This is a genomic window from Streptomyces sp. NPDC102441, from assembly GCF_044765585.1.
In the GTDB taxonomy this organism is placed as follows: Bacteria; Actinomycetota; Actinomycetes; order Streptomycetales; family Streptomycetaceae; genus Streptomyces.
Genome location: NZ_JBIWKH010000002.1, coordinates 57,487 through 77,971, shown reverse-complemented (window position 1 = coordinate 77,971; position 20,485 = coordinate 57,487). Strand labels below are relative to the sequence as shown.

Below are 20,485 nucleotides of genomic sequence, written 5' to 3'. Positions count from 1 at the left end.
GTTCCCCCGCACCTACCTGGAGCACCCGCATGCCTGAACTCCCGCTGTCCAGACGTACGTTCGTGGCCGCGGCCGGGGCGGCAGGCACAGCCCTGGCCGTCGGCACGCCCGGCACCGCGTCGGCCGCGCCGGGGCAGTCCCCCACGGCGGCCCCGGCCGCCTCCGGCTACTCCCCCGCGCGCTTCACCGACCCGCCGCGCGACAGCCGCCCCGCCGTCTACTGGTACTGGAACGGCACGGTCACCACCGAACTGGTCGACACCCAGCTCGCCGATCTCCGTTCCAAGGGGATGTTCGAGGTGATCGTCTTCCCCTTCGACAACGCCGAGATGCAGCCCGAGTTCTTCACCGAGGGCTGGTTCGACATCGTCGGGCACGTCCTGCGGGTCGCGGAACGCACCGGTATGCGGGTCTGGATCTTCAACGACGACCACTTCCCCAGCGGCCGGGCCGGCGAGTACATCGTCAAGGGCGGCACGGTCGGCTCACGCACCTACGAGCCCCGCCCCGACCTGCGGCTCAAGGCCCTGTGGCGCTCCACCACCGTCGTCGAGGGCCCTGTCCGCGCGGATCTCCTCAGCACCACCGGCGTCGGCACGGACACCGGCCACCTGGTGGCCGACGCGGACGTGCTCGGCGGTTCCGCCGTGCTGCGGGCCGGCGCCGGCTGGACCGACGTCACGGTCACCGCGAGCGTAAAGGGCGATCATTCCTCCTCCGCCGCCCTCGTCGTACGCGCGAACGCGGACGGTTCGGACGGTTACGTCGTCGAATTCGACCGGACCGGTGTGGTCACCGTGTCCCGGCTGACCGGCGGGGAGGCCACCGAACTCGCCAGGACCACACGCACCGACGGCTTCAACAGCACGAAGTTCCACACCCTCGTGGTGAAGGCGTCCGGGTCCGCGCTCTCCGTCACCCTCGACGGCAAGGACAAGGGCACCGTGACGGACTCCGCGTACGACACGGGCAGCGCCGGGGTCCGCGCCACCGGCACCCAGCGCTCGCTGTGGGACAGCCTCGCCGTCACCGACGCGTCGGGCGCCTCCCTGTACGAGCAGGACTTCACCGACCCCTCCTCGCCCGGCGACTTCCCGGTCCGCCCGTCCGTCGCGGGTGAGCCCGTCGCGGCGGTCGCCCGTCCGGTCGGCGCCACCGGCACCACCTCGCTGACCGAGCTGACGTCCGAGCTGCGTGCGGGCGACGGCTGGCAGGTCCCGGCGGGCCGCTGGCAGATCGACCTCTTCGGCGGGTCACCGCTCGTCGACGACAGCCAGGGCTACAGCCGCAGTTACGTCGATCTGCTCGCCGACGAGCCGGTCGAGCTGCTGCTGGACATCGTGCCGGGCGAGTACCACCGCCGCTTCGCCAGGTACTTCGGCACCGTCATTCCCGGCTTCTGGGACGACGAGCCGTTCTTCGCCTCCGCCGAGGCCCACTTCAGGCGGCTGCCGTGGTCGCCCGCGCTGGAGGACGCCCTGCGTGCCGTGGGCACCGAACCGGGTCTCGCGTACGCCTGTGCCTTCGACGACCTGGGCCGTAGCGGCCGGATCGAGCGCGGCCGCTTCTGGCAGGCGGTGTCCGACCGCTTCGCCGCCGCGTTCGAGAAGCAGGCCCGCTGGTACGAGAAGCGGAAGACCGTCCTGATCACCAATCCGCTGTACGACGAGACCTCGCCCTCCAAGCGCATCTGGTCGACCGGGGACCTGCACAAGGTCAACCAGTGGGCGCAGATCCCCGGCGGGGACGTCATCACCGCCGAGTACGAGGCCGGCGGTTCGACCATGACGCCCCGCAACCCGGCCTCCTCCGGCCATCAGATGGGCCGCGAGCGGGTCCTGATGGAGGCCTTCGGCAACATGGGCTGGGCCGTCGCCCCCGACTTCGTACGCGCCCTGCTGGGCGCGCACGCCACCCGGGGCATCAACCTCACCGCGCTGCACGCGCTGTGGACGGACGAGACCCGGGTGTTCTTCCCGCCGCCGTTCGGGCCGCGTTCGCCGTGGTGGTGGGCGATGGAGCCGATCTCCGACTGGATCGGCCGGGTGATGGAGCTCGCCCGGGGGACGTCGGCGGCCCGCACCGCGCTCGTGCAGCCGCAGCGGGCGGCCGAGCAGTTCACGGGCACCGAACGGCAGGGTGAGGTCGACGGGGCGTTCAACGCCGCCGCCGGGGCGTTGGAGCAGGCCCAGGTGGACTTCGACCTCGTGCACGAGGGGGCGCTCTCGGGTGACCGCGGGCTGCTGGCGCACGGGTCGGTGCGCGACGGCCGGCTGGTGGTCGGCGCGGCACACTACGACCTGGCCGTCCTCCCCGTGACCCCCGCCATCGACGCCGCGACCGTGCGGAAGCTCGCCGAGTTCGTCCGCGCCGGCGGCACCGTCGTCGCCGTGGGCGAGCTGCCTCTGGAGGACGCGAACGGCGAGGACCGCTCCCTGCAGCGGGCGTTCGGCGGTCTGTTCGGCGACAGCGTGCCGGGGCGTCGCAGCTCCGGGAAGGGCGAGGCCGTGCGCGTGGCGGACACCGAAGGGCTGCGGGCCGCCACACACGCCGCCGGGGTGGCCGCCGCCGTGCTGGAACCGGCCGCGCCCGCCCTGCGGGTCCTGCGCACCGTGCGCGGCAAGGACACCGCCTTCCTCATCAACAACGAGAGCGGCGAGACGGTCGAGACGGTGGCCGCGCTGCCTGCCGCCGGGGTGCCGGAGCTCTGGGACCCGGCCACCGGGACCGCCCGCCCGGCACCCGTGTACCGCGCGGACCGGCGGGGGAAGGCCGATGCCGGCGTACGGGTGCCCCTGCGCCTCGCGCCGTACGAGACCCAGGCCGTCGTACTGCGCCACGGCGCCCGGTCCGGCCCTCACCTCACCGATGCGGCGCTCCCCGTCGAGGCCGTCACCCGGCACGGCCGCGAGCTGCGGGTCACGGCGGTCGCCGACGCACCCGGCCGGTACGCGGTGGCGGGCACCGACGGTACGCACAGCTACCGCGGCACCGTCGTGGTCACCGATCCGCTCACCCCGGTCCCGCTGGACGGCGAGTGGACGCTGCTGCTGGCCCGTGAGGGCGCCGAGCCGGTGACACGGCCGCTCGGCAGCTGGACGGACCTGGAACCGCTGTTCTCCGGCAGCGGCACGTACTCCACCGCGTTCACCCTGGGCCGGGCTGCGCTGCGGGACCGGGGGTTCCGGCTCGCCCTCGGGGCCGTACGGGAGGTCGCCGCGGTCACGCTCAACGGCACCGAACTGCCGCCGCTGCTGTGGAGCCCCTACACCGCCGACGTCACCGAGCTGCTGCGGCCGGGGCGCAACACGCTCTCCGTGAAGGTCTCCAACACCCTGTCCAACGAGCGGAACAAGCCCATCCCGTCCGGGCTCCTCGGCCCGGTCGCGCTCCACCCGTACCGCCGTGCGACGGCCGCGCTCCGCCGCGTCTGATCCTCCTCTCCCCTTGTGCAAGGAGCACCCGCGTGCCCAGATCCAGACCTCTCCCCTCCCGCGCCCGGCGCCGCCCCGCGCTGCTGGCCGCCAGTGGGCTCACCGCCCTGGTGACCGTCCTGCCGACGGCAGTCACCGCCGACGCGGTCGCCCCGTCGGCCCTCTCGGCGACCGGGCTGCGCACCCAGCACCTCTCCCAGGCGCTCGGCATCGACGACACGACCCCGTCGCTGAGCTGGCGCACCACCGCCCGCGCACGGTCCACCGTCCAGTCCGGCTACCGGATCCAGGCGGCCACCTCGCTGGACAGGCTGCGGCGGGGGCGGGCCGACCTGTGGGACTCCGGCAAGGTCGCCTCCGCCGTGCCGGAGGCGACGTACGCCGGGAAGAAGCTCGGGTCGCGCACCCGTGTCCACTGGCGGGTGATGCTCTGGTCCGGCGGCTCCGGGCGCGACTCCGGCTGGAGCGAGGCGGCCGTCTTCGAGACGGGGCTGACACAGCAGCGGGACTGGGAGGGCGCCGACTGGATCACCCACCAGGACTGGGCGCTGAGCGGGCGCACCGTCGAGCCGGTGGTGGTGAAGGTCCCGCGCACCACCGCGCGTTACGTCCGGCTGGACGTGACGAAGCTCGGGCTGCCGCTCGCCGACACCTTCCCGGAGCAGGCGTGGCGCGTCCAGCTCGGCGAGATCGACGTACGGGACTCGGCGACGGGCGCCACCGGTCTTGCGGAGGGCTCGGCGGTCACGGCATCCGAGACGAACACCGTCCGCAAGACGTGGGAGCCGGCCCTCGCCGTGGACGGGCTGCCCAACAGCGCCCTCCAGACCGCCGCCGGGTACGCGAGCGCGGCGCACACCGGTCCCGATGTCTCCGGACAACCCGTCGTGCTCACCCTCGACATGAAGTCCGCGAAGACGTTCGACGAGGTGGCCCTGTACCCGCGCGCCGACGTCCTCACCGAGGACGGCAAGGTGCCGGGCTTCCCGGTCGACTACACCGTCTCCGCGTCGGACGCCCCCGACTCGGGCTTCTCCCGGATCGCCGAGGTGACCGGGCAGCGCCCGCCGGAGCCCTATCTCCCCGCCGGACTCCCGGTGTTCGCGAAGGACTTCGCGCTGGAGCAGAAGGCGCGCAGCGCCCGGCTGTACGTGTCCGGGCTCGGCGTCCACGAGACGACGCTCAACGGGAAGCCGGTCGGTGACGCCGTGCTCGAACCGGCGAACACCGACTACCGGGACCGGGTGCAGTACGCCACGTACGACGTGACGAAGCAGCTCGGCAAGGGCGCCAACACGCTCGCGGTGGCCCTCGGGAACGGCATGGCGAACGTGGTCTCCACCGCCGACCGCTATCGCAAGCTGTACGGGAACATCAGCGACCCGAAGCTGATCGCCCGGCTGGAGATCACCCTGGCCGACGGTTCGGTGCGCACGGTCCGCAGCGGCGACGACTGGCGCACCACGCTCGGCGCGACGACGTCGTCCAACTGGTACGGCGGCGAGGACTACGACGCCCGCCGCGAGATCCCGCACCGGGACGACCCACGCGGGTCGCGCGCGGGATGGGAGAGCGCCGCCGAGGTGGCGGCCCCCGGCACCCCGGAGCGGCCCGCCGTCCTCAGCGCGCGGGAGACCGAGCCGGTCCGGGTGGTCGAGACGCTGAAGGGCAAGGAGGTCGAGGGCGCGGCGGGGAGCCGGGTCTTCGACCTGGGCCGCAACATCGCCGGCTGGCCCGAGATCACGGTGCGGGCACCGAAGGGCACCACGGTGCGGATCTATCCCTCCGAGTCGCTGAAGGACGGCCACGCCTTCCAGTCGATCAGCAATGTGGGCGGCCCCCTGTGGGACAGCTACACGACGGGCGGCTCCACGTCGGAGACCTGGCACCCGTCCTTCAGCTACCACGGCTTCCGCTACCTGGAGTTGAGAGGTCTGCCCGAGGGAGCGACCGTCTCGGTGCGCGGCAAGGTCCTCCGTACGGACAACGCCTCGGCCGGGGACTTCACCAGCTCCGACGAGCTGATCAACGGCATCCACTCGCTCATCCGACGGGCGGTCGAAGGCAACATGATGAGCGTGCTCACCGACTGCCCCAGCCGGGAGAAGCTCGGCTGGATGGAGCAGGCCCAGCTGGTGTTCCCCGCCCTGGCCGGCAACTACGACATGCAGGCTCATCTGCGCAAGATCCTGCGGGACATGGGTGACGCGCAGACCGAGGACGGCCTGGTCCCGAGCACGGTCCCGGAGTACACGAGCCTTCCGGGCGGTTACCGCAACGACTCCAACTGGGGCGGCGCGGTCGTCCTCGTCCCGTGGCAGATGTACACGACGTACGGCGACAAGGACACGCTGTCCGACTACTACCCGCAGATGAAGGCCTACGCCACGTTCCTCGAAGGGCAGGTCGAGGACGGCATCCTCGACTACGGCCTCGGTGACTGGATCACCCCGGACCGCACGTTCCCGCGCGCGGTGGCAGGTACGTACGGCTACTGGCGGGTCGTCGACGCGCTCAGCGACATCTCCGGCGTCCTGGGCGACGAGGATGCGGCGGCGCGGTACCGGGCGAAGGCGGACGCCAGTGTGAAGGCGCTCTCCGACACGTACTACGACACGGAGTCCGGCACCTTCGGGGGCGGCGGACACGGGGCCGAGGCCCTGGCTCTGGACATGGGGGCCTATCCGGCGGGCGAGCGGGAGCGGCTGCTCGGCCATCTGGTGGGCAGCGTCGAGGCCGCGGACCACCATCTGGTCCTGGGTGAGATCTCGCTCCCCGCGGCCTTCCGGGTGCTGTCGGAATCCGGCCGTGACGACGTGGTGCACAGGATCGCCACGCAGACGACGAGCCCGAGCTACGGCTACCAGGTGCTCGCGGGCAACACCACGCTCGGTGAGACGTGGGACGGCGGCCCCGGGCAGTCGCAGAACCACTTCATGCTGGGCGCCATCGACTCCTGGTTCACCGGCCGGGTTGCCGGCATCCAGCAGGCGGAGGGCTCGGTGGGCTACCGCAGGCTGCTGGTGGATCCGGCGGTCGTGGGTGACCTGACGTCCGCCTCGGGGTCGTACACGACGCCGTACGGCAGGGCAGCGACGTCCTGGCAGCGTGACGGCGAGCGCTACCGGCTGCGGGTGACCGTGCCGGCGGGTTCGACGGCAGAGGTCCATGTCCCGTACAGCTCCGGACGCCCCGGCGCCACGGCCGGCGCACGGCTGCTGCGTACGGAGAACGGTGAGGCGGTGTACGAAGTCGGCTCGGGCGACTGGACGTTCACGTCGGCGTACACGGGTGCGGCCGCCGGGTCCTGACCGGCCATCCCTTCCCGGCGCGGGGACGCCCTCCGGAACACCGGGGGGCGTCCTATCCTTTCGGGAACGGTCCAGGGGCGGAGAGTGGTGCGGTCATGCGGGTCCAGCTGGTCGATGGCGGAGACCTTCCCGCGTACGCCGACGGGATCCGGCAGGTGTACGCGGAGGCGTTCTCGACGCCGCCGTGGAACGAGGACCCCTCGGCGGCCGGGCTGTACGTCGAGCGGCTCGCCGATGACGCCCTTCGGCCCGGGTTCACCGCCGCACTGGCCCTCGACGGGGACACCGTGGGCGGCTTCGCCACCGCGTGGGCCACGCCGGGCGTCTTCCCCGCCGACCGCAGCTACGGGCACGTCGCCGAGGCGCTCGGGCCCGAGCGCGTCACGGAGTGGCTGTGCGGGGCCCTGGAGGTCGACGAGCTGGCCGTCGCCCCCGGCGCACGCGGCGCCGGGCTCGGCGCCGCCCTGCTGTCCGCTGTCACCGAGGCCGCCCCGGACGGACGGTGCTGGCTGCTCACGTCCGTACACGCGGAGGCGACACTGCGCTTCTACCGGCGCGCGGGCTGGCACCAGGTCCCGGTGCCGGTCCCCGGCAGGGCTGGGCTCGTCGTCCTCCTCGGACCGGACCATCCGGCCGGAACACCTGGTGCGCATCTGTGAGTTGAGCGATGCGCGACCGTTATGTGAATCGATTCAAGGCCCCGGAAGATAGTGGCCCGCCCCGAAGACTGTCAAGGGCGTCCACCCATTCCCCCCATTCAGGTCGCACATCACCCCTCTTCCTGGAACTTCCAGCCATCAACCCATTGACTGCGCCCGCAATCCCCGTTTAGCTTCCGAGCAACCTCATTGAAACCTTTCACGGCGGGTGGAGCGGAACAGTCCCTCCGCTGAGGAGCTCCCATGAACCAGTCCGCCCCGGACCCGGCCCCGGTCCTGGCCCTGAAGGGCGTGAGCAAGTCCTTCGGTGCCGTACGGGCCCTGCAGGCCGTGTCCCTGCAGTTGTTCCCCGGCGAGGCACACGCACTCGCGGGTGAGAACGGCGCAGGCAAGTCGACCCTGATCAAGGCCCTCGCCGGAGTGCACCGCCCGGACAGCGGCGAGGTGCTCCTCGACGGGGAGCCCGTCGTCTTCCACGGCCCGGCGGACGCGCGTGACGCCGGCATCGCCGTCATCTACCAGGAGCCGACGCTCTTCCCCGACCTGTCCATCGCCGAGAACATCTTCATGGGCCGTCAGCCCCGGCGGTCCCTGGGCCGGATCGACCGCAGGGCCGTGAACGAGACCACCGCCGGGCTGATGCGGAGGCTCGGGGTCGATCTGGCACCGGACCGCCCCGCGCGCGGACTCTCGATCGCCGACCAGCAGATCGTCGAGATCGCCAAGGCGCTCTCCTTCGACGCGCGCGTCCTGATCATGGACGAACCGACGGCGGCCCTGACCGGCAGCGAGACCGCCAGGCTCTTCTCCGTCGTCCGTACGCTGCGCTCCGAGGGCGCGGCGGTGCTGTTCATCTCGCACCGCCTGAACGAGATCTTCGAACTGTGCCAGCGCGTCACGACCCTGCGCGACGGCCGGTGGATCTCCTCCGAGCCCCTGGAGGAACTCACCGAGGACGACCTGGTGCGCAGGATGGTCGGCCGTGACCTCGACGACCTCTACCCCAAGCAGGACGCCGAGGTCGGCGAAGTCGCCCTGTCGGTGCACCGGCTGACCCGCGAGGGTGTCTTCCGCGATGTGTCCTTCGACGTCCGCCGCGGCGAGATCGTCGCGCTCGCCGGACTCGTCGGCGCCGGGCGCACGGAGGTCGCCCAGGCCGTCTTCGGTGTCGACCGCGCCGACGCCGGCGAGGTGAGGGTGGCCGGCACGGTGCTGCGCCCCGGTTCACCGACCGCCGCGATGGACGCCGGGCTCGCGCTCGTCCCCGAGGACCGGCGCCAGCGCGGGCTGGTCATGGATATGTCCATCGAGCGCAACATCGGCCTCACCGGCCTGGACGAGGTCCGCAAGCGCGGGCTCGTCAGCCGGGCCCTGGAGCACGACCGTGCCGCCGACTGGGCGGTGCGTCTCCAGCTCAAGTACAACCGGCTGGCCGACACCGTGGGCGTGCTGTCCGGCGGCAACCAGCAGAAGGTCGTGCTGGCCAAGTGGCTGGCGACCGGCCCCGCCGTGCTGATCGTCGACGAGCCGACGCGCGGGATCGACGTAGGCACCAAGGCGGAGGTCCACCGGCTGCTCTCCTCCCTCGCGGCGGAGGGCCTCGCCGTCCTGATGATCTCCTCCGACCTTCCCGAGGTCATCGGCATGGCGGACCGGGTGCTCGTGATGCACGAGGGCCGGCTGGTCGCCGAGATCCCGCGCGAGAGCGCCACCGAGGAGTCGGTCATGGCCGCGGCCACCGGACGTAACGAGAGGGCAGCGGCATGACCACCACCATCGAGAGCCCCCCGGACACCGGGAAAGCGCCGGAGCGGAGTGCTTCCTCGCTCGTGGACGCGGTCTTCCGGGCGCGGGAGATCTCCATCGCGGGGGCGCTGGTCCTGCTGATCCTCGGCACCTATCTGGCCAACCCGCGCTTCCTGTCCGACCAGGGCATCAAGGACCTGCTGCTCAACGCGTCGATCCTGGTGCTGCTCGCCGTCGGCCAGTCGGCCGTCGTGATCACACGCAACATCGACCTGTCCGTCGGTTCCGTCGTCGGCCTGTCCGCCTTCGCCTGCGGCAAGTTCGTCGCGGGGAGCGACCACGGTGTGCTGACCGTGATGCTGCTCGGTGTCGCGATCGGCGTGGTCTGCGGCCTGGTCTCCGGCGCCCTCGTCAGCTTCGGCAGGGTCCCGGCGCTCGTCGTGACCCTGGGCATGCTCTACATCATCCAGGGCATCGACTACTGGTGGGCGCAGGGCGAGCAGATCAGTGCCTCCGATGTGCCGGAGGCCGTCCTGGGTCTCGGAAGCGGCAGCGTGCTGGGCGTCCCGTACCTGCCGCTGATCGCGCTCGTCCTGCTCGCGGCGACGGCGTACTTCCTGCGGAGCTACCGCTCGGGACGCGAGCTGTACGCCATCGGGTCGAGCCCCGAGGCCGCCCGTCTCGCCGGAATCCCGATCCGCCGCCGGGTGCTCGCCGCGTACGCCTTCTCCGGGGCCGTCGCCGGCTTCGCGGGCGCCCTGTGGCTGGCCCGCTTCGGCACCGTCGTCGCGGACAACGCGCACGGCTGGGAGCTGACCGTCGTCAGCGCGGTCGTCGTCGGCGGTGTCGCGATCACCGGCGGCACCGGCACCGTCTGGGGCGCCGCCCTCGGCGCCCTGCTGCTCACCACCATCGGCAGCGTCCTGATCGTGCTGAAGGTGGACTCGTTCTGGCAGGGCGCCATCACCGGTGCGCTCCTCCTGCTGGCCATCAGCGTCGACCGGATCGTGAACCTGCGGATGACCGCCGCACTGAGGAAGAGGAACGCCCGTCATGACCACGGCGCCTGACACAAAGCCGGCTCCCACGCCACGGGCCGGAACGAAGCCCTCCCTCGTGCGCAGCCTGGCGCTGCGCTGGGACACCGCGGTCGGTGTCCTGCTGGTGGCGGTCCTCGTCGTCGGGCTCGGGTCCACCGAGGGCTTCGGTTCAGCTGAGAACCTCGCGTTCGCGTTCAACGACATCGCCGAGGTCGCGATCATCGCCCTGCCGATGACCCTCCTGGTCGTCGCGGGTCAGGTCGACCTGTCGGTCGCCTCGATGCTGGGCCTGGGCAGCGCGCTGACCGGCGCGCTGTGGGAGGCGGGCTGGGCCTTCGAGACGATCGTGCCGGTGGTGCTGCTGGTGGGCGTCGCGGGAGGGCTGCTCAACGGCTGGCTGGTCACCAAGGTGGGACTGCCGTCCCTGGCCGTCACCATCGGCACCCTGGCGCTCTACCGGGGTCTGGCCTCGGTGGCGCTCGGCAGCGACGCGGTGACGGACTTCCCGCAGGTCTACGCGGACTGGGCGGTCGACACCACGACCGTCCCCGGCACCTTCCTCACCTATCCGGTGCTGCTCTTCGTCGCCTTGGCCGCGGTCACCGCGGTGGTACTGCACGCCACCGGGCTCGGCCGTTCGCTCTTCGCGATCGGCGCCCAGGAGGAGGCCGCGTACTTCGCCGGCATCCGGGTCAAGCGGATCAAGCTGCTGCTGTTCGTCGTGACCGGGCTGTTCTCCGCCTTCGCGGGCATCATCTTCACCCTGCGCTACGGAAGTGCCCGCGCGGACAACGGACTCGGCTTCGAGATGCTCGTCATCGCGTCCGTCCTGCTCGGCGGCATCGACTTCGACGGCGGGAAGGGCACGCTCTTCGGCGCGGTCGCCGGTGTCCTGCTGATCGGACTGCTGAAGAACCTGCTCACGCTCAACGACATCGCCAACGAGGTGCAGGTCATCGTGACCGGGCTGCTTCTCGTGGCGTCCGTCCTGACCCCACGGATCATCGCCACGGTCGTCGAACGCCGGCACCGGCGGGCCGCGAACGCCCCCGCACCCCAGTCGTCATAACGCCCGTACCCGTACCCGTCGTACCTCTCCGAAAGGCACACGCCGCCATGATGCTCCGCAATGCCGCTGGGCGCCGCGCCGTCGCGACCGCAGCCACCGCCGTCTCCCTCGCCCTCGCTCTCACCGCCTGTGGCGGCACCACGAAGGACAGCAAGGAGAGCGGCGGTGCGCAGGCCGCCGGCTCCGCGAAGGCCGATCCGGACGCCCCGCTGAAGAAGGGACTGAAGCTCGGCTTCCTGCCCAAGCAGATCAACAACCCGTACGAGAAGATCGTCGACGAGGCGGGCATCGCGGCGGCGAAGGAGTACGGCGGCACGGGCAAGGAGGTCGGCCCGTCCGACGCGAACGCGTCCTCGCAGGTCTCCTACATCAACACCCTGATCCAGCAGCGCCAGGACGCGATCCTCATCGCGGCGAACGACCCCAACGCGGTGTGCGGTCCGCTCAAGCAGGCGATGAAGAAGGACATCAAGGTCGTCGCCTACGACTCCGACACGGCGAAGGACTGCCGTCAGCTCTTCATCAACCAGGCCAGCTCGGAGGAGATCGGCCGCAGCCTGGTCCAGCACCTCGGCGAGCAGGTCGGCTACACGGGCAAGGTCGCGATCCTGTCGGCCACGCAGAACGCGACGAACCAGAACGCCTGGATCGAGTACATGAAGGAGGAGCTGAAGCTCCCCAAGTACAAGAACATGAAGCTGGTCAAGGTCGCGTACGGCGACGACGCCGACCAGAAGTCCTTCCAGCAGACGCAGGGCCTCATGCAGGCCTACCCCGACCTCAAGGGCATCATCTCCCCCACGACGGTCGGCATCGCCGCCGCGGCCCGCTACCTGAGCGACTCCTCGTACAAGGGCAAGGTCGTGCTCAACGGGCTCGGCACGCCGAACCAGATGCGCAAGTACGTCAAGGACGGCACCGTCGAACAGTTCTCGCTGTGGAACCCGGAGGAGCTGGGCTACCTCGGCTCGTACGCCGCCGCGGCGCTGGCGTCGGGGCAGATCACCGGTGCGGAGGGCGAGAAGTTCAAGGCGGGCAAGCTCGGCGAGTACACCGTCGGAAAGGACGGCGAGGTCATCCTCGGCAAGCCGACCGTCTTCGACTCCAAGAACATCGACCAGTTCGACTTCTGAGCCCGGGAGCAGGCTTCACCATGCAGCGTGTCTGCTTTCTGCTGAAGGTCCGCGAGGACCGCAGGGACGAGTACCGCGAGCGCCACGCCGCGGTGTGGCCCGACATGCTCGCCGCACTGTCGGAGGCGGGCTGGCACAACTACTCGCTGTTCCTCCGCGAGGACGGCCTGCTGGTCGGCTATCTGGAGACGGAGGACTTTGACGCGGCCCGCGAGGCGATGGCCGCGACGGAGGTCAACGCGCGGTGGCAGCGGGAGATGGCCCAGTTCTTCGAGCAGCCTGAGGCCGCCGACGATGCCATGGCCCCGCTGACCGAGGTGTTCCACCTCGCCTGAGGCGCCCGCGTCCTGAACAGACGTCCGCCCCGGCTGTCCCTGACAGCCGGGGCGGACGTCTGTTCAGGACGCGGCGAGGGAACCCCGTACGTCCGGGTACTCCACCTCGTCGGGGAGCGTGTGGCCGAGCGCGGTCAGCCGGGCCGCGACGTCCGCCGGGCTCCGGCCCGTCAGGCTCGCGCTGCGCAGGACCTTCTCCAGGTGGACCTCGTCCAGGTAGGAACGGTCCATGGTGTCCAGCAGCCGGATGTCCGCCTCGTCGGCGGCTTCCGGCAGCTTCGCGTTCCCGTGCAGCCAGTGGCCGAGCTCCGCCAGCCTGGCGGCGACCGACGCCGGGCTGCGCCCCGTGGCCAGGGACGCGCGCAGGATGTACTCCACCCGCAGCCCGACGACGGTGTTCTTCCGCAGCCAGGGCCGGCAACCGTCGAGGTTCTCGCTGAGGAGGACGAAGTCGTCCTCCTCCGGGGACTCGGGCACCGGTCCGTCCGGTCTGCCGGTCCCCAGCGCCTTCAGCCGGTCCACGATGTCCTGGGGGCTCCGCCCTGTCTCCCTGGCGACGGCGAGGACATGGCCCATGGGCGGCGACATGTACCGGCCGAGCCAGCGAGCACCGTAGGTGTCACCAACCGTGAGCAGCCTCTCGTCCTCGGCTTCCGGCGTGTACGGCAGCCGGAGGCCGAGCGAGGCCAGCCGCGTGGCGGCGGCGTGCGGGCTGCACGACAGACGCTCGGCCGCCTCCAGCACATGGGCGGCGGACACCTCGTCGCCCCAGCCGAGCCAACTCCCCTCGCCCCTGGGGTCGGTGCGGATCAGCATGACGTCACGGGGGTCCGGGGACTCGGGGAGCGGGCCACTGCCGCCGATCCGGTAGCCGAGAGCGGTCAGCCTGCGCGCGACATCGGCGGGGCCGCGCCCGGCGTGCTCCGCCGTTTCGACCAGCTGGCGCAGGGACACGGGCTCGGCCACGTCGATCCATCGCTGCATGGACCAGCGGTAGCCCTCCCTCCTGATCAGCGCGGCGTCGTCGAGGCCGACCGCGTCGGGAAACGGGACACCGGCATCCTGGATGTCGGCGTAGCCCAGTGCGGTCAGCCGGGAGACGACCTCCGCGGGACTCCGTCCCAGCAGGGCCGCCGCGTACAGCACGTGTCCGTACGGGACCTGCTTGCCCGGTTCCAGCGGTCGCCCGCCGTCGAGATCACGGCTGGCGATCAAGGCCTCTTCCGGGTCCTGGACCGCGGGGGCGTCGGTCATCGTGCGGGCCTTTCGTCTGCGGCGGGATGGGCAGGTGAGGGGCGGGGGCCGGCGACGGCGGTCATTCGGAGACCGCGATGTACCTGCCGGACTCCTCCTCGTCGGGATCGTCGTCGTCCTCCTCCGGCTGCCTGCCGGTGAGGTTCACGCGCACCCCGTGCGGCTCCAGCTCCGTCCAGAGCCGCAGCATCATGTCCTGGCTGAGGAAGTGGTGCGAGAGGTCCAGCTCCCGCAGGTGGGTCAGCGGCTGCCCTTGCAGCAGTGCCTCCGCCCCCTCGTCGCCGAGCGTGCCCATGGACAGGCTCAGCGAGGTGAGTCCGCCCACGACCGGAGCGGAGGCCAGGGCCGCGGCCAACTCGTCCTGGACCGGACTGTTCTGCAGCCCCAGGTGACGCAGCGCGGGTTTGCCCGCACCGGTGAGCAGCGGGGCCAGATCCTCGGCGGTGGTGCCGCCGCCGTAGTCCTCGTCGCCCAGCCACAGCTCAAGACGCTCCAGGGACGGCAGGTCGGCGGCGGCGATCTGGGCCGCCGCCTCGGGTGGCAGCCCGCCGGACTCGACGCGCAGCACCCGAAGCCCCGCGTGGCCCGTCACGGGGAACTCCAGGTCGTCACCGCCTCGCATGGCCAGCTCCCGCAGGCCCGGGAAAGCCTCCAGGAGCTCCACGACACCGCCCTGCCCGATCATGGAGATCATCCCCTCCTCGTCCTCCAGGTCACCGAGGAATATCGCTTCGAGCGCGGTGAACCGGGAACGCAGGCCGATCAGCGCGTCCGGGCTGCTGCCGCCGTCGTTGCCGTACCAGGGGCTGCCGAAGATCAGGGCCCGTATCCTCCCCAGGTCGACCGACTCCGTGAACCGCTTCCAGCAGGACCCGGAGTCCTCGTCGGTCGGATACGGACCGCAGTGGAGGCGCCAGGCCACGGCGTCCGCGTCGGGCATGTCACCGGGGTGCGCGTACGGCGGGAAGGTGAAGGCCGGCAGTCCGTGGAACTGCTCGACGTGGTGGACATGGGACAAGACAGGGCTCCTGACAGTCCGTTCGATGCCTGCTCCTCGTGTTCTATCAGCAGCCACCGACAACGGCTGGCCCGGCAGGGGCGATCCCCCGCCGGGCCCGGGCGGGCCATGTCAGCCGAGTTCGCCCTCGCCCTCGCCGCCCGGCGGCTCGTCACCGCCGCCGTTCCTGATCCGGTCGGCCTGCTCGATCGCCGTCGCGAGCTTCTCCACCGAGCTGTCCTCGGTGGACGAGGCCAGCTTCCGTGCACGGGTGGCGAGTTGACCGAGAGCGGGTGTCCCCGGCAGGTCGCCGCCGCGCAGCGTGTCCGCGAAGTACGCGGCCACCGCGGTCACCTGGAGCCGCTCACCGGAGCCGTCCCAGAGCTTTCCGCCGACCGCGCCGGTCTCGACCGACCCGGTCTCCTCGTGCGCCTTGCGTGTCTTCGGGTCCAGCCAGCGCACGGTCGCCGTCGCCACATGACCGGAGGCACCCTCGCGGAGCCGCACGGCGTAGAGAGCGGTGACGGTGTGGCCGGGGCCGACCTCGCCGCCGTCGACGCTGTCGTCACGGAAGTCCTCGTCGGCGACCTCGCGGTCCTCGTAGCCGATGAGCTTGAACTGCTGGACCGTCTTACGGTCGAACGCCACCTGGGCCTTCGCGTCGCGGGCCCGGAGTTCGACGTGGGCGGGCAGCTGGTCGACGAAGACCTTCCTGGCCTGTGTCTCGTCGGCGATGTAGGTGGTGTTGCCGTCGCCCTTGTTGGTGAGGCGTTCCATCATCTCGTCGCCGTAGTCGCTGCCGACCCCGACGCCGAACAGGGTGATGCCGTACTCCTTGCGCGCGTCCCCGATGCGTTCCAGGATCGCGTCGGCGTCCGTCTCACCGGTGTTGGCGAGCGCGTCGGAGAGCAGGACGACCCGGTTGTTGGCGCCCTTGCGGTGGCCCTCGACCGCCTCGTCGTAGCCCCGCTCGACGCCGGCCGCCACATTCGTGGAGTCGGCGGGTTCCATCTCCTCGATGGCGTCCCGGACCTTCGTGCGGTTGCCCTGGAGGCGGGTCATCGGGAGCCGGGTCTCGGCCTCGTCGCTGAAGGTGACCAGGGACACGGAGTCGTCGTCGCGCAGCTCGTCGGCGAGGATCCCCAGCGAGGTCTTCGCGAGGTCGAGCCGGCCCGGTTCGGACATCGATCCGGAGATGTCGACGACGAAGGTCAGTGCGGCGGGCGGGCGCTTGCCCGTCTCCGAAGCGGTCCTGGTGGCCAGCCCGACCCGCACGAGCGACCAGTCGGCGGCATCGGTCCTCGCGCCGTCGACGCTCACCGAGAAGCCGTTGCCCTCCGGCCGCTCGTAACCCTGCCGGAAGCTGTTGACGAACTCCTCCGGCCGCACCGTGCCGGCGTCCGGAAGCCGGCCGTCACCCAGGGTGCGGCGCGCGTATCCGTAGCTGGCGGTGTCCACGTCGAGAGCGAAGGTCGACAGGTAGTCGGGCGCCGCGCTCTCCCGTGCCGCGCCTTCCTCCGCCGCGCTCGCTCCGTCCTCCTGCGGCCCCGGTGCGGCGGACGGGGCGCGCCTGCCCGCGGCCGGACCGCCGCTGCCGCGGTCGGCCGTCGCCTCGGTGTCCGACCCGCTGCAGCCGGTGACCAGGATCCCGCCCGCCAGGAGAAGCGCGAGCGCTCCTCCGTACGTCCTTGCCCTGCGTTCCATCCGTACCCCCCACGTCGTGGACATCTGTGGATGTGACGTGTGAGGCGGCCGTGCGGAGTCGTCAGAAGCGTTGCGGAACAGTCTCGATGGCGCAACGACGGGCGGTGAGGACAAGGTCAGGACACGATGTCCTTACGACTGAACCCCCGGAAGGCGAGAGCGAACAGGATCAGGGCGTAGGCCACCGACACGGCCGCGCCCTTCACCATCCCGCCCCATTCGAGGTCGGGCTGGAGCGCGTCGGCCCAGGCGAACTGCCAGTGTGCGGGCAGGAATTCACGCCAGGTCCCGAGCGCGGTGACCGCGTCGAGGACGTTGCCCACGATGGTCAGTCCGACCGCGCCGCCCACCGCGCCGAGCGGTGCGTCCGTCTTCGTCGACAGCCAGAACGCCAGCCCGGCGGTGACGAGCTGGGAGACGAAGACGAAGGCCACGACGAGCGCGAGGCGCGGCACGGTGTCCGATGTGGCGAGCGCGCCCCCGGTGGGCAGCTTCAGCGGCCCCCAGCCGTACGCGGCGGCTCCCGCGCCCAGTGCGACGAGCGGCAGCAGCACCATCGCGGCGAGGCTGAAGCCGAGCGCCACGACGAGCTTGCTCCACAGCAGCCTGGCCCGGGGTACGGGCGCCGCGAGCAGGTAGCGCAGCGAGGACCAGCTGGCCTCGGAGGCCACGGTGTCCCCGCAGAACAGCGCGACCGGCACCACGAGCAGGAAGCCGGCGGAGACGAAGAGGCAGGTCGCGGCGAAGTTCGCGGCGGACTCCGTCGCCACGTCCATGAGGTTGATCCGGGAGCCGCCTCCGCCGCCGCCCCCTTCGCCGCCGCCGGGGGTGCCGCCGACCGCGAAGGCGATGATCAGGATGAACGGCAGCGCCGCCAGCACCCCGCCCATGAGCAGGGTGCGGCGCCTGCGCAGCTGCCTCATCGCCTCCACACGCAGCGGCAGGGTGCGGCGGGAACGGTAACCGGGGGCTTCGGCCAGGGCTTGGACCTCTGTTGCGGAGCTCATGCGGATCCTTGGGAGATGAGGGTGAGGAACGCGTCCTCCAGGCGGCGGTGCGGCCCGACACCCGTCACCGGCACGTCGAGACGCACCAGTTCGGCGACCAGCTGCGCGGCGGTGGCGCCGTCGAGCCGCACGAGCAGCCCGTGGCCGTCGTCCAGGCGGACGGCGGAGCCGATGCCCGGGAGGGCGGCCACCTTGTCCAGGAGCCCTTCGGCCACATCCGTGCCCGTGGTGACGAGCAGCATGTCGCCCGCGCCGGTGATCTCGGCGACCGGGCCGGCCTGGACGAGCCTGCCGCGGTCCATGACCACCAGATGCGTGCAGGACTGCTCGACCTCGGAGAGGAGGTGGCTTGAGACGATCACGGTCCGGCCGCCGGCCGCGTACCGGATCATCACGTCCCGCATCTCACGGATCTGGGGCGGGTCGAGCCCGTTGGTCGGTTCGTCGAGGATGAGGAGGTCGGGCATGCCGAGCATGGCCTGGGCGATGGCGAGACGCTGCCGCATGCCCTGGGAGTAGGTGCGTACGGCGCGGGCCAGGGCGTCGCCGAGTCCGGCGATCTCCAGGGCCTCCTCGATGTGGGCGTCCTCGGCGGGCCGTCCGGTGGCCTGCCAGTACAGCTCCAGGTTGGAGCGGCCCGACAGGTGCGGGAGGAAGCCGGCACCTTCGACGAAGGAACCCACGCGGGACAGCACGGGCGCCCCGGGGCGGATCGCGTGCCCGAAGACACGGATCTCACCGGCGTCGGGCGTGATGAGCCCCATCAGCATGCGCAGGGTGGTGGTCTTGCCGGCGCCGTTCGGTCCGAGGAGGCCGAGGACCTGCCCCTTCTCGACAGTGAAGCCGAGGTCGCGCACCGCGTACCGGTCGCTGGACCTGGCGTACTTCTTGGACAGTCCGGTGATCTGCAGCGGTACGCCGGTCAGCGCCGGGTCGGGGGCGGGGGTGGCGGTGCGCCGTCGCGAGGTGAGCAGGAGGGCGGCGGCGATGACGAGCGCGGCTGCCGGGAGCCCCCAGGTCCACCAGGGCATGGTGGCCGCGGCGGTCTTCACGGCGGGTGCCGTGGGGACGGTCAGAGGCCCGTCGAGGGAGACGGTGTACGTCGCGGGCTCGGCGGGTGAGGCGTAGGCGAGGTCGGTCGCGGACAGGACGACGCGGAGGCTGTGCCCGGCGTCGACCTCGTGGTCGACGGCGGGCAGCGTCAGCTCGACCGGCTTGCCCTGTTCCTCGGGGGTGAGGCGGTACGGCGAGACGAGCTGGGAGGGCAGCACCTGCTGCTTGCCGTCCGGCGAGACGTCGTAGACCTTGCCGAACAGCACTGCGTCGCCCTGGTCCGCCTTCACGTTCACGCGGACGGTGGGCGATCCCGTGACGTGTACGGCGCCGTCCAGCGGGGCGGAGTCGAAGCGGGCGTACTGCCCGGGGAAGTCGAGGGAGAGCCCGACGCCGAGCGAGGACAGCTGGGAGAGCCCGCCTCCGATGCCCGGGAGGGCGGAGACGGAGGGCGGGTTGGCCCCGGCGGGGTTGCGGAAGGTCTGCGTCAGGTTCTTGGCGGGGGCGCTCTGCCCACCGCCGGTCCCTGGCCGGTCCATCGCGCCGCCCGTCGCGGGCTGCTGCCCGGCGCCGGTGAGGGGGATCTTCCGCCCGCCGCTGTTCAGGCCCGGGTAGGAGGCACTGCTCGCGCCGCGCTTCAGGGCAGCGCCGTCGGTGGAGTCGACTCCACCGGTCCGGGTCACGCGGAACCCGGGCCCGGTGTCGGCGCCCTCGTCCTGCTTCAGATACCGGTCGAACCAGTCACCGACCCGGCCCTGGACACGGTCGCCCTCGTCGTCCCCTCCGTCGTGCCCGCCCGCGATCCAGTCGACGGAGACGGGCGCGCCGTTGGCCTTGATGGCCTTGGCCATGGAATCGGCCTGGCCGAGCGGGAACAGCGAGTCGCTCTGGCCCTGAAGGATGAGCGCGGGTACGTCGATCCGGTCGGCCACGGCCTCGGGGGAACGTTCCGCCAGGAGTTTCCGCGCGGCCGCGTCCGGCTTGCCGCTGACGGCGACCCGCTCGTACATCTCGCACAGCTGCTTCTGGAACTTCTGACAGCCACCGCCCGAGGAGACGAAGATCCCGGCCCAGAGTTTCTTGAACACCCCGTCCGGGAAGAGCGCGTCGGCGAGGTTCCAGTAGCTGATCACGGGTGCGATGGCGTCGACCCGGTCGTCGTACCCGGCGGCGAGCAGCGACACGGCACCGCCGTACGAGGCGCCGGTGACCCCGACGCGCGGGTCGCCCTTCGCGTCGAGCTCCACCTCGGGCCGGTCCGCCAGCCAGTCGATGAGCCCGGACACGTCCTTGACCTCGCCGTCGGGGGAGTTGAGCGTGATCTCCCCGGTCGTCCTCCCGAATCCTCGGGCGGACCACGTCATGACGGCGTAGCCGTCGGCGGCCAGCTTCTCGGCCTGGGCGCGCACATCGTTCTTACTGCCGCCGAAGCCGTGCCCGATGAGGACGGCCGGCCGGGGCCGTGTGCCCCCGGACGTGAAGTACGAGGTGTCGACCGACACCCCGTTCATCTTCATCATCCGGTCCTGCCGGTGCACGGTCGGGGCACTGTCGTCGGCGACGGCGGTCCAGGTACCGGCCCCCACGAGCACGGCGAGGGCGGCGACCACCGCGGCCCACCGGCCTGGGGTACGGGGCAGCAGCCGGTGCCGCCACCGGGAAGTCGGTTTCTCCATGCCTCGACCCTAAACGGAGCGCACGGTGCACCAGGATGCCGCCAGGGGGAACTCCCCGGCCTCCCTG

Annotated in this window: 13 protein-coding genes; 8 read left to right on the top strand and 5 right to left on the bottom strand. The window is 71.5% G+C overall.

All coding sequences use genetic code 11. From position 1 onward, the window contains the following. Positions 1–29 precede the first annotated feature (29 nt). From ACIREO_RS03930 to ACIREO_RS03895, 8 genes are all read left to right on the top strand, one after another. Positions 30–3,434, top strand: a complete 3,405-nt coding sequence (locus ACIREO_RS03930) for a glycosyl hydrolase (protein WP_404104638.1) — start codon at positions 30–32, stop codon at positions 3,432–3,434. A 32-nt stretch (positions 3,435–3,466) separates the two neighbouring features. Continuing rightward, entirely contained in the window at positions 3,467–6,745 is a 3,279-nt protein-coding gene (locus ACIREO_RS03925) for a family 78 glycoside hydrolase catalytic domain (protein WP_404104636.1), read from the top strand. Between the two features lie 95 nt (positions 6,746–6,840). After that, complete coding sequence (locus tag ACIREO_RS03920) at positions 6,841–7,404, top strand: GNAT family N-acetyltransferase (RefSeq protein WP_404104633.1); 564 nt, start codon at positions 6,841–6,843, stop codon at positions 7,402–7,404. Between the two features lie 243 nt (positions 7,405–7,647). Further along, the gene (locus ACIREO_RS03915; protein ID WP_404104630.1) at positions 7,648–9,171 is read left to right on the top strand and encodes a sugar ABC transporter ATP-binding protein; all 1,524 of its coding nucleotides are present in this window, start codon (positions 7,648–7,650) and stop codon (positions 9,169–9,171) included. Next, complete coding sequence (locus ACIREO_RS03910; RefSeq protein WP_404104627.1) at positions 9,168–10,220, top strand: ABC transporter permease; 1,053 nt, start codon at positions 9,168–9,170, stop codon at positions 10,218–10,220. The genes ACIREO_RS03915 and ACIREO_RS03910 overlap by 4 nt, the downstream gene beginning before the upstream one ends. Further along, positions 10,204–11,259, top strand: coding sequence for an ABC transporter permease (locus ACIREO_RS03905; RefSeq protein ID WP_404104625.1), 1,056 nt, complete (start codon positions 10,204–10,206; stop codon positions 11,257–11,259). The genes ACIREO_RS03910 and ACIREO_RS03905 overlap by 17 nt, the downstream gene beginning before the upstream one ends. A gap of 47 nt (positions 11,260–11,306) precedes the next feature. Continuing rightward, complete coding sequence (gene rhaS / locus ACIREO_RS03900; RefSeq protein WP_404104622.1) at positions 11,307–12,392, top strand: rhamnose ABC transporter substrate-binding protein; 1,086 nt, start codon at positions 11,307–11,309, stop codon at positions 12,390–12,392. A 20-nt stretch (positions 12,393–12,412) separates the two neighbouring features. Continuing rightward, a complete protein-coding gene (locus tag ACIREO_RS03895; RefSeq protein WP_404104619.1) occupies positions 12,413–12,727 on the top strand; it encodes an L-rhamnose mutarotase in 315 nt (104 codons plus the stop codon). Positions 12,728–12,790: 63 nt separating this feature from the next. On the opposite strand, the gene ACIREO_RS03890 is transcribed toward ACIREO_RS03895, so the two are convergent. The 5 genes from ACIREO_RS03890 to ACIREO_RS03870 all read right to left on the bottom strand — a co-directional run bounded on the left by ACIREO_RS03890 (position 12,791) and on the right by ACIREO_RS03870 (position 20,418). Further along, positions 12,791–13,981 carry a hypothetical protein gene (locus tag ACIREO_RS03890; RefSeq protein ID WP_404104616.1) on the bottom strand — a complete coding sequence of 397 codons (1,191 nt, stop codon included), beginning with the start codon at positions 13,979–13,981 and terminating at the stop codon, positions 12,791–12,793. A 61-nt stretch (positions 13,982–14,042) separates the two neighbouring features. Further along, the gene (locus ACIREO_RS03885) at positions 14,043–14,999 is read right to left on the bottom strand and encodes an STM4015 family protein (protein WP_404104614.1); all 957 of its coding nucleotides are present in this window, start codon (positions 14,997–14,999) and stop codon (positions 14,043–14,045) included. Positions 15,000–15,110: 111 nt separating this feature from the next. Beyond that, positions 15,111–16,682, bottom strand: a complete 1,572-nt coding sequence (locus ACIREO_RS03880; RefSeq protein ID WP_404105723.1) for a von Willebrand factor type A domain-containing protein — start codon at positions 16,680–16,682, stop codon at positions 15,111–15,113. A 116-nt stretch (positions 16,683–16,798) separates the two neighbouring features. Then, a complete protein-coding gene (locus tag ACIREO_RS03875) occupies positions 16,799–17,689 on the bottom strand; it encodes an ABC transporter permease (RefSeq protein WP_404104611.1) in 891 nt (296 codons plus the stop codon). After that, positions 17,686–20,418, bottom strand: coding sequence for an alpha/beta fold hydrolase (locus ACIREO_RS03870; protein ID WP_404104609.1), 2,733 nt, complete (start codon positions 20,416–20,418; stop codon positions 17,686–17,688). The genes ACIREO_RS03875 and ACIREO_RS03870 overlap by 4 nt, the downstream gene beginning before the upstream one ends. Between the last annotated feature and the right edge of the window lie 67 nt (positions 20,419–20,485).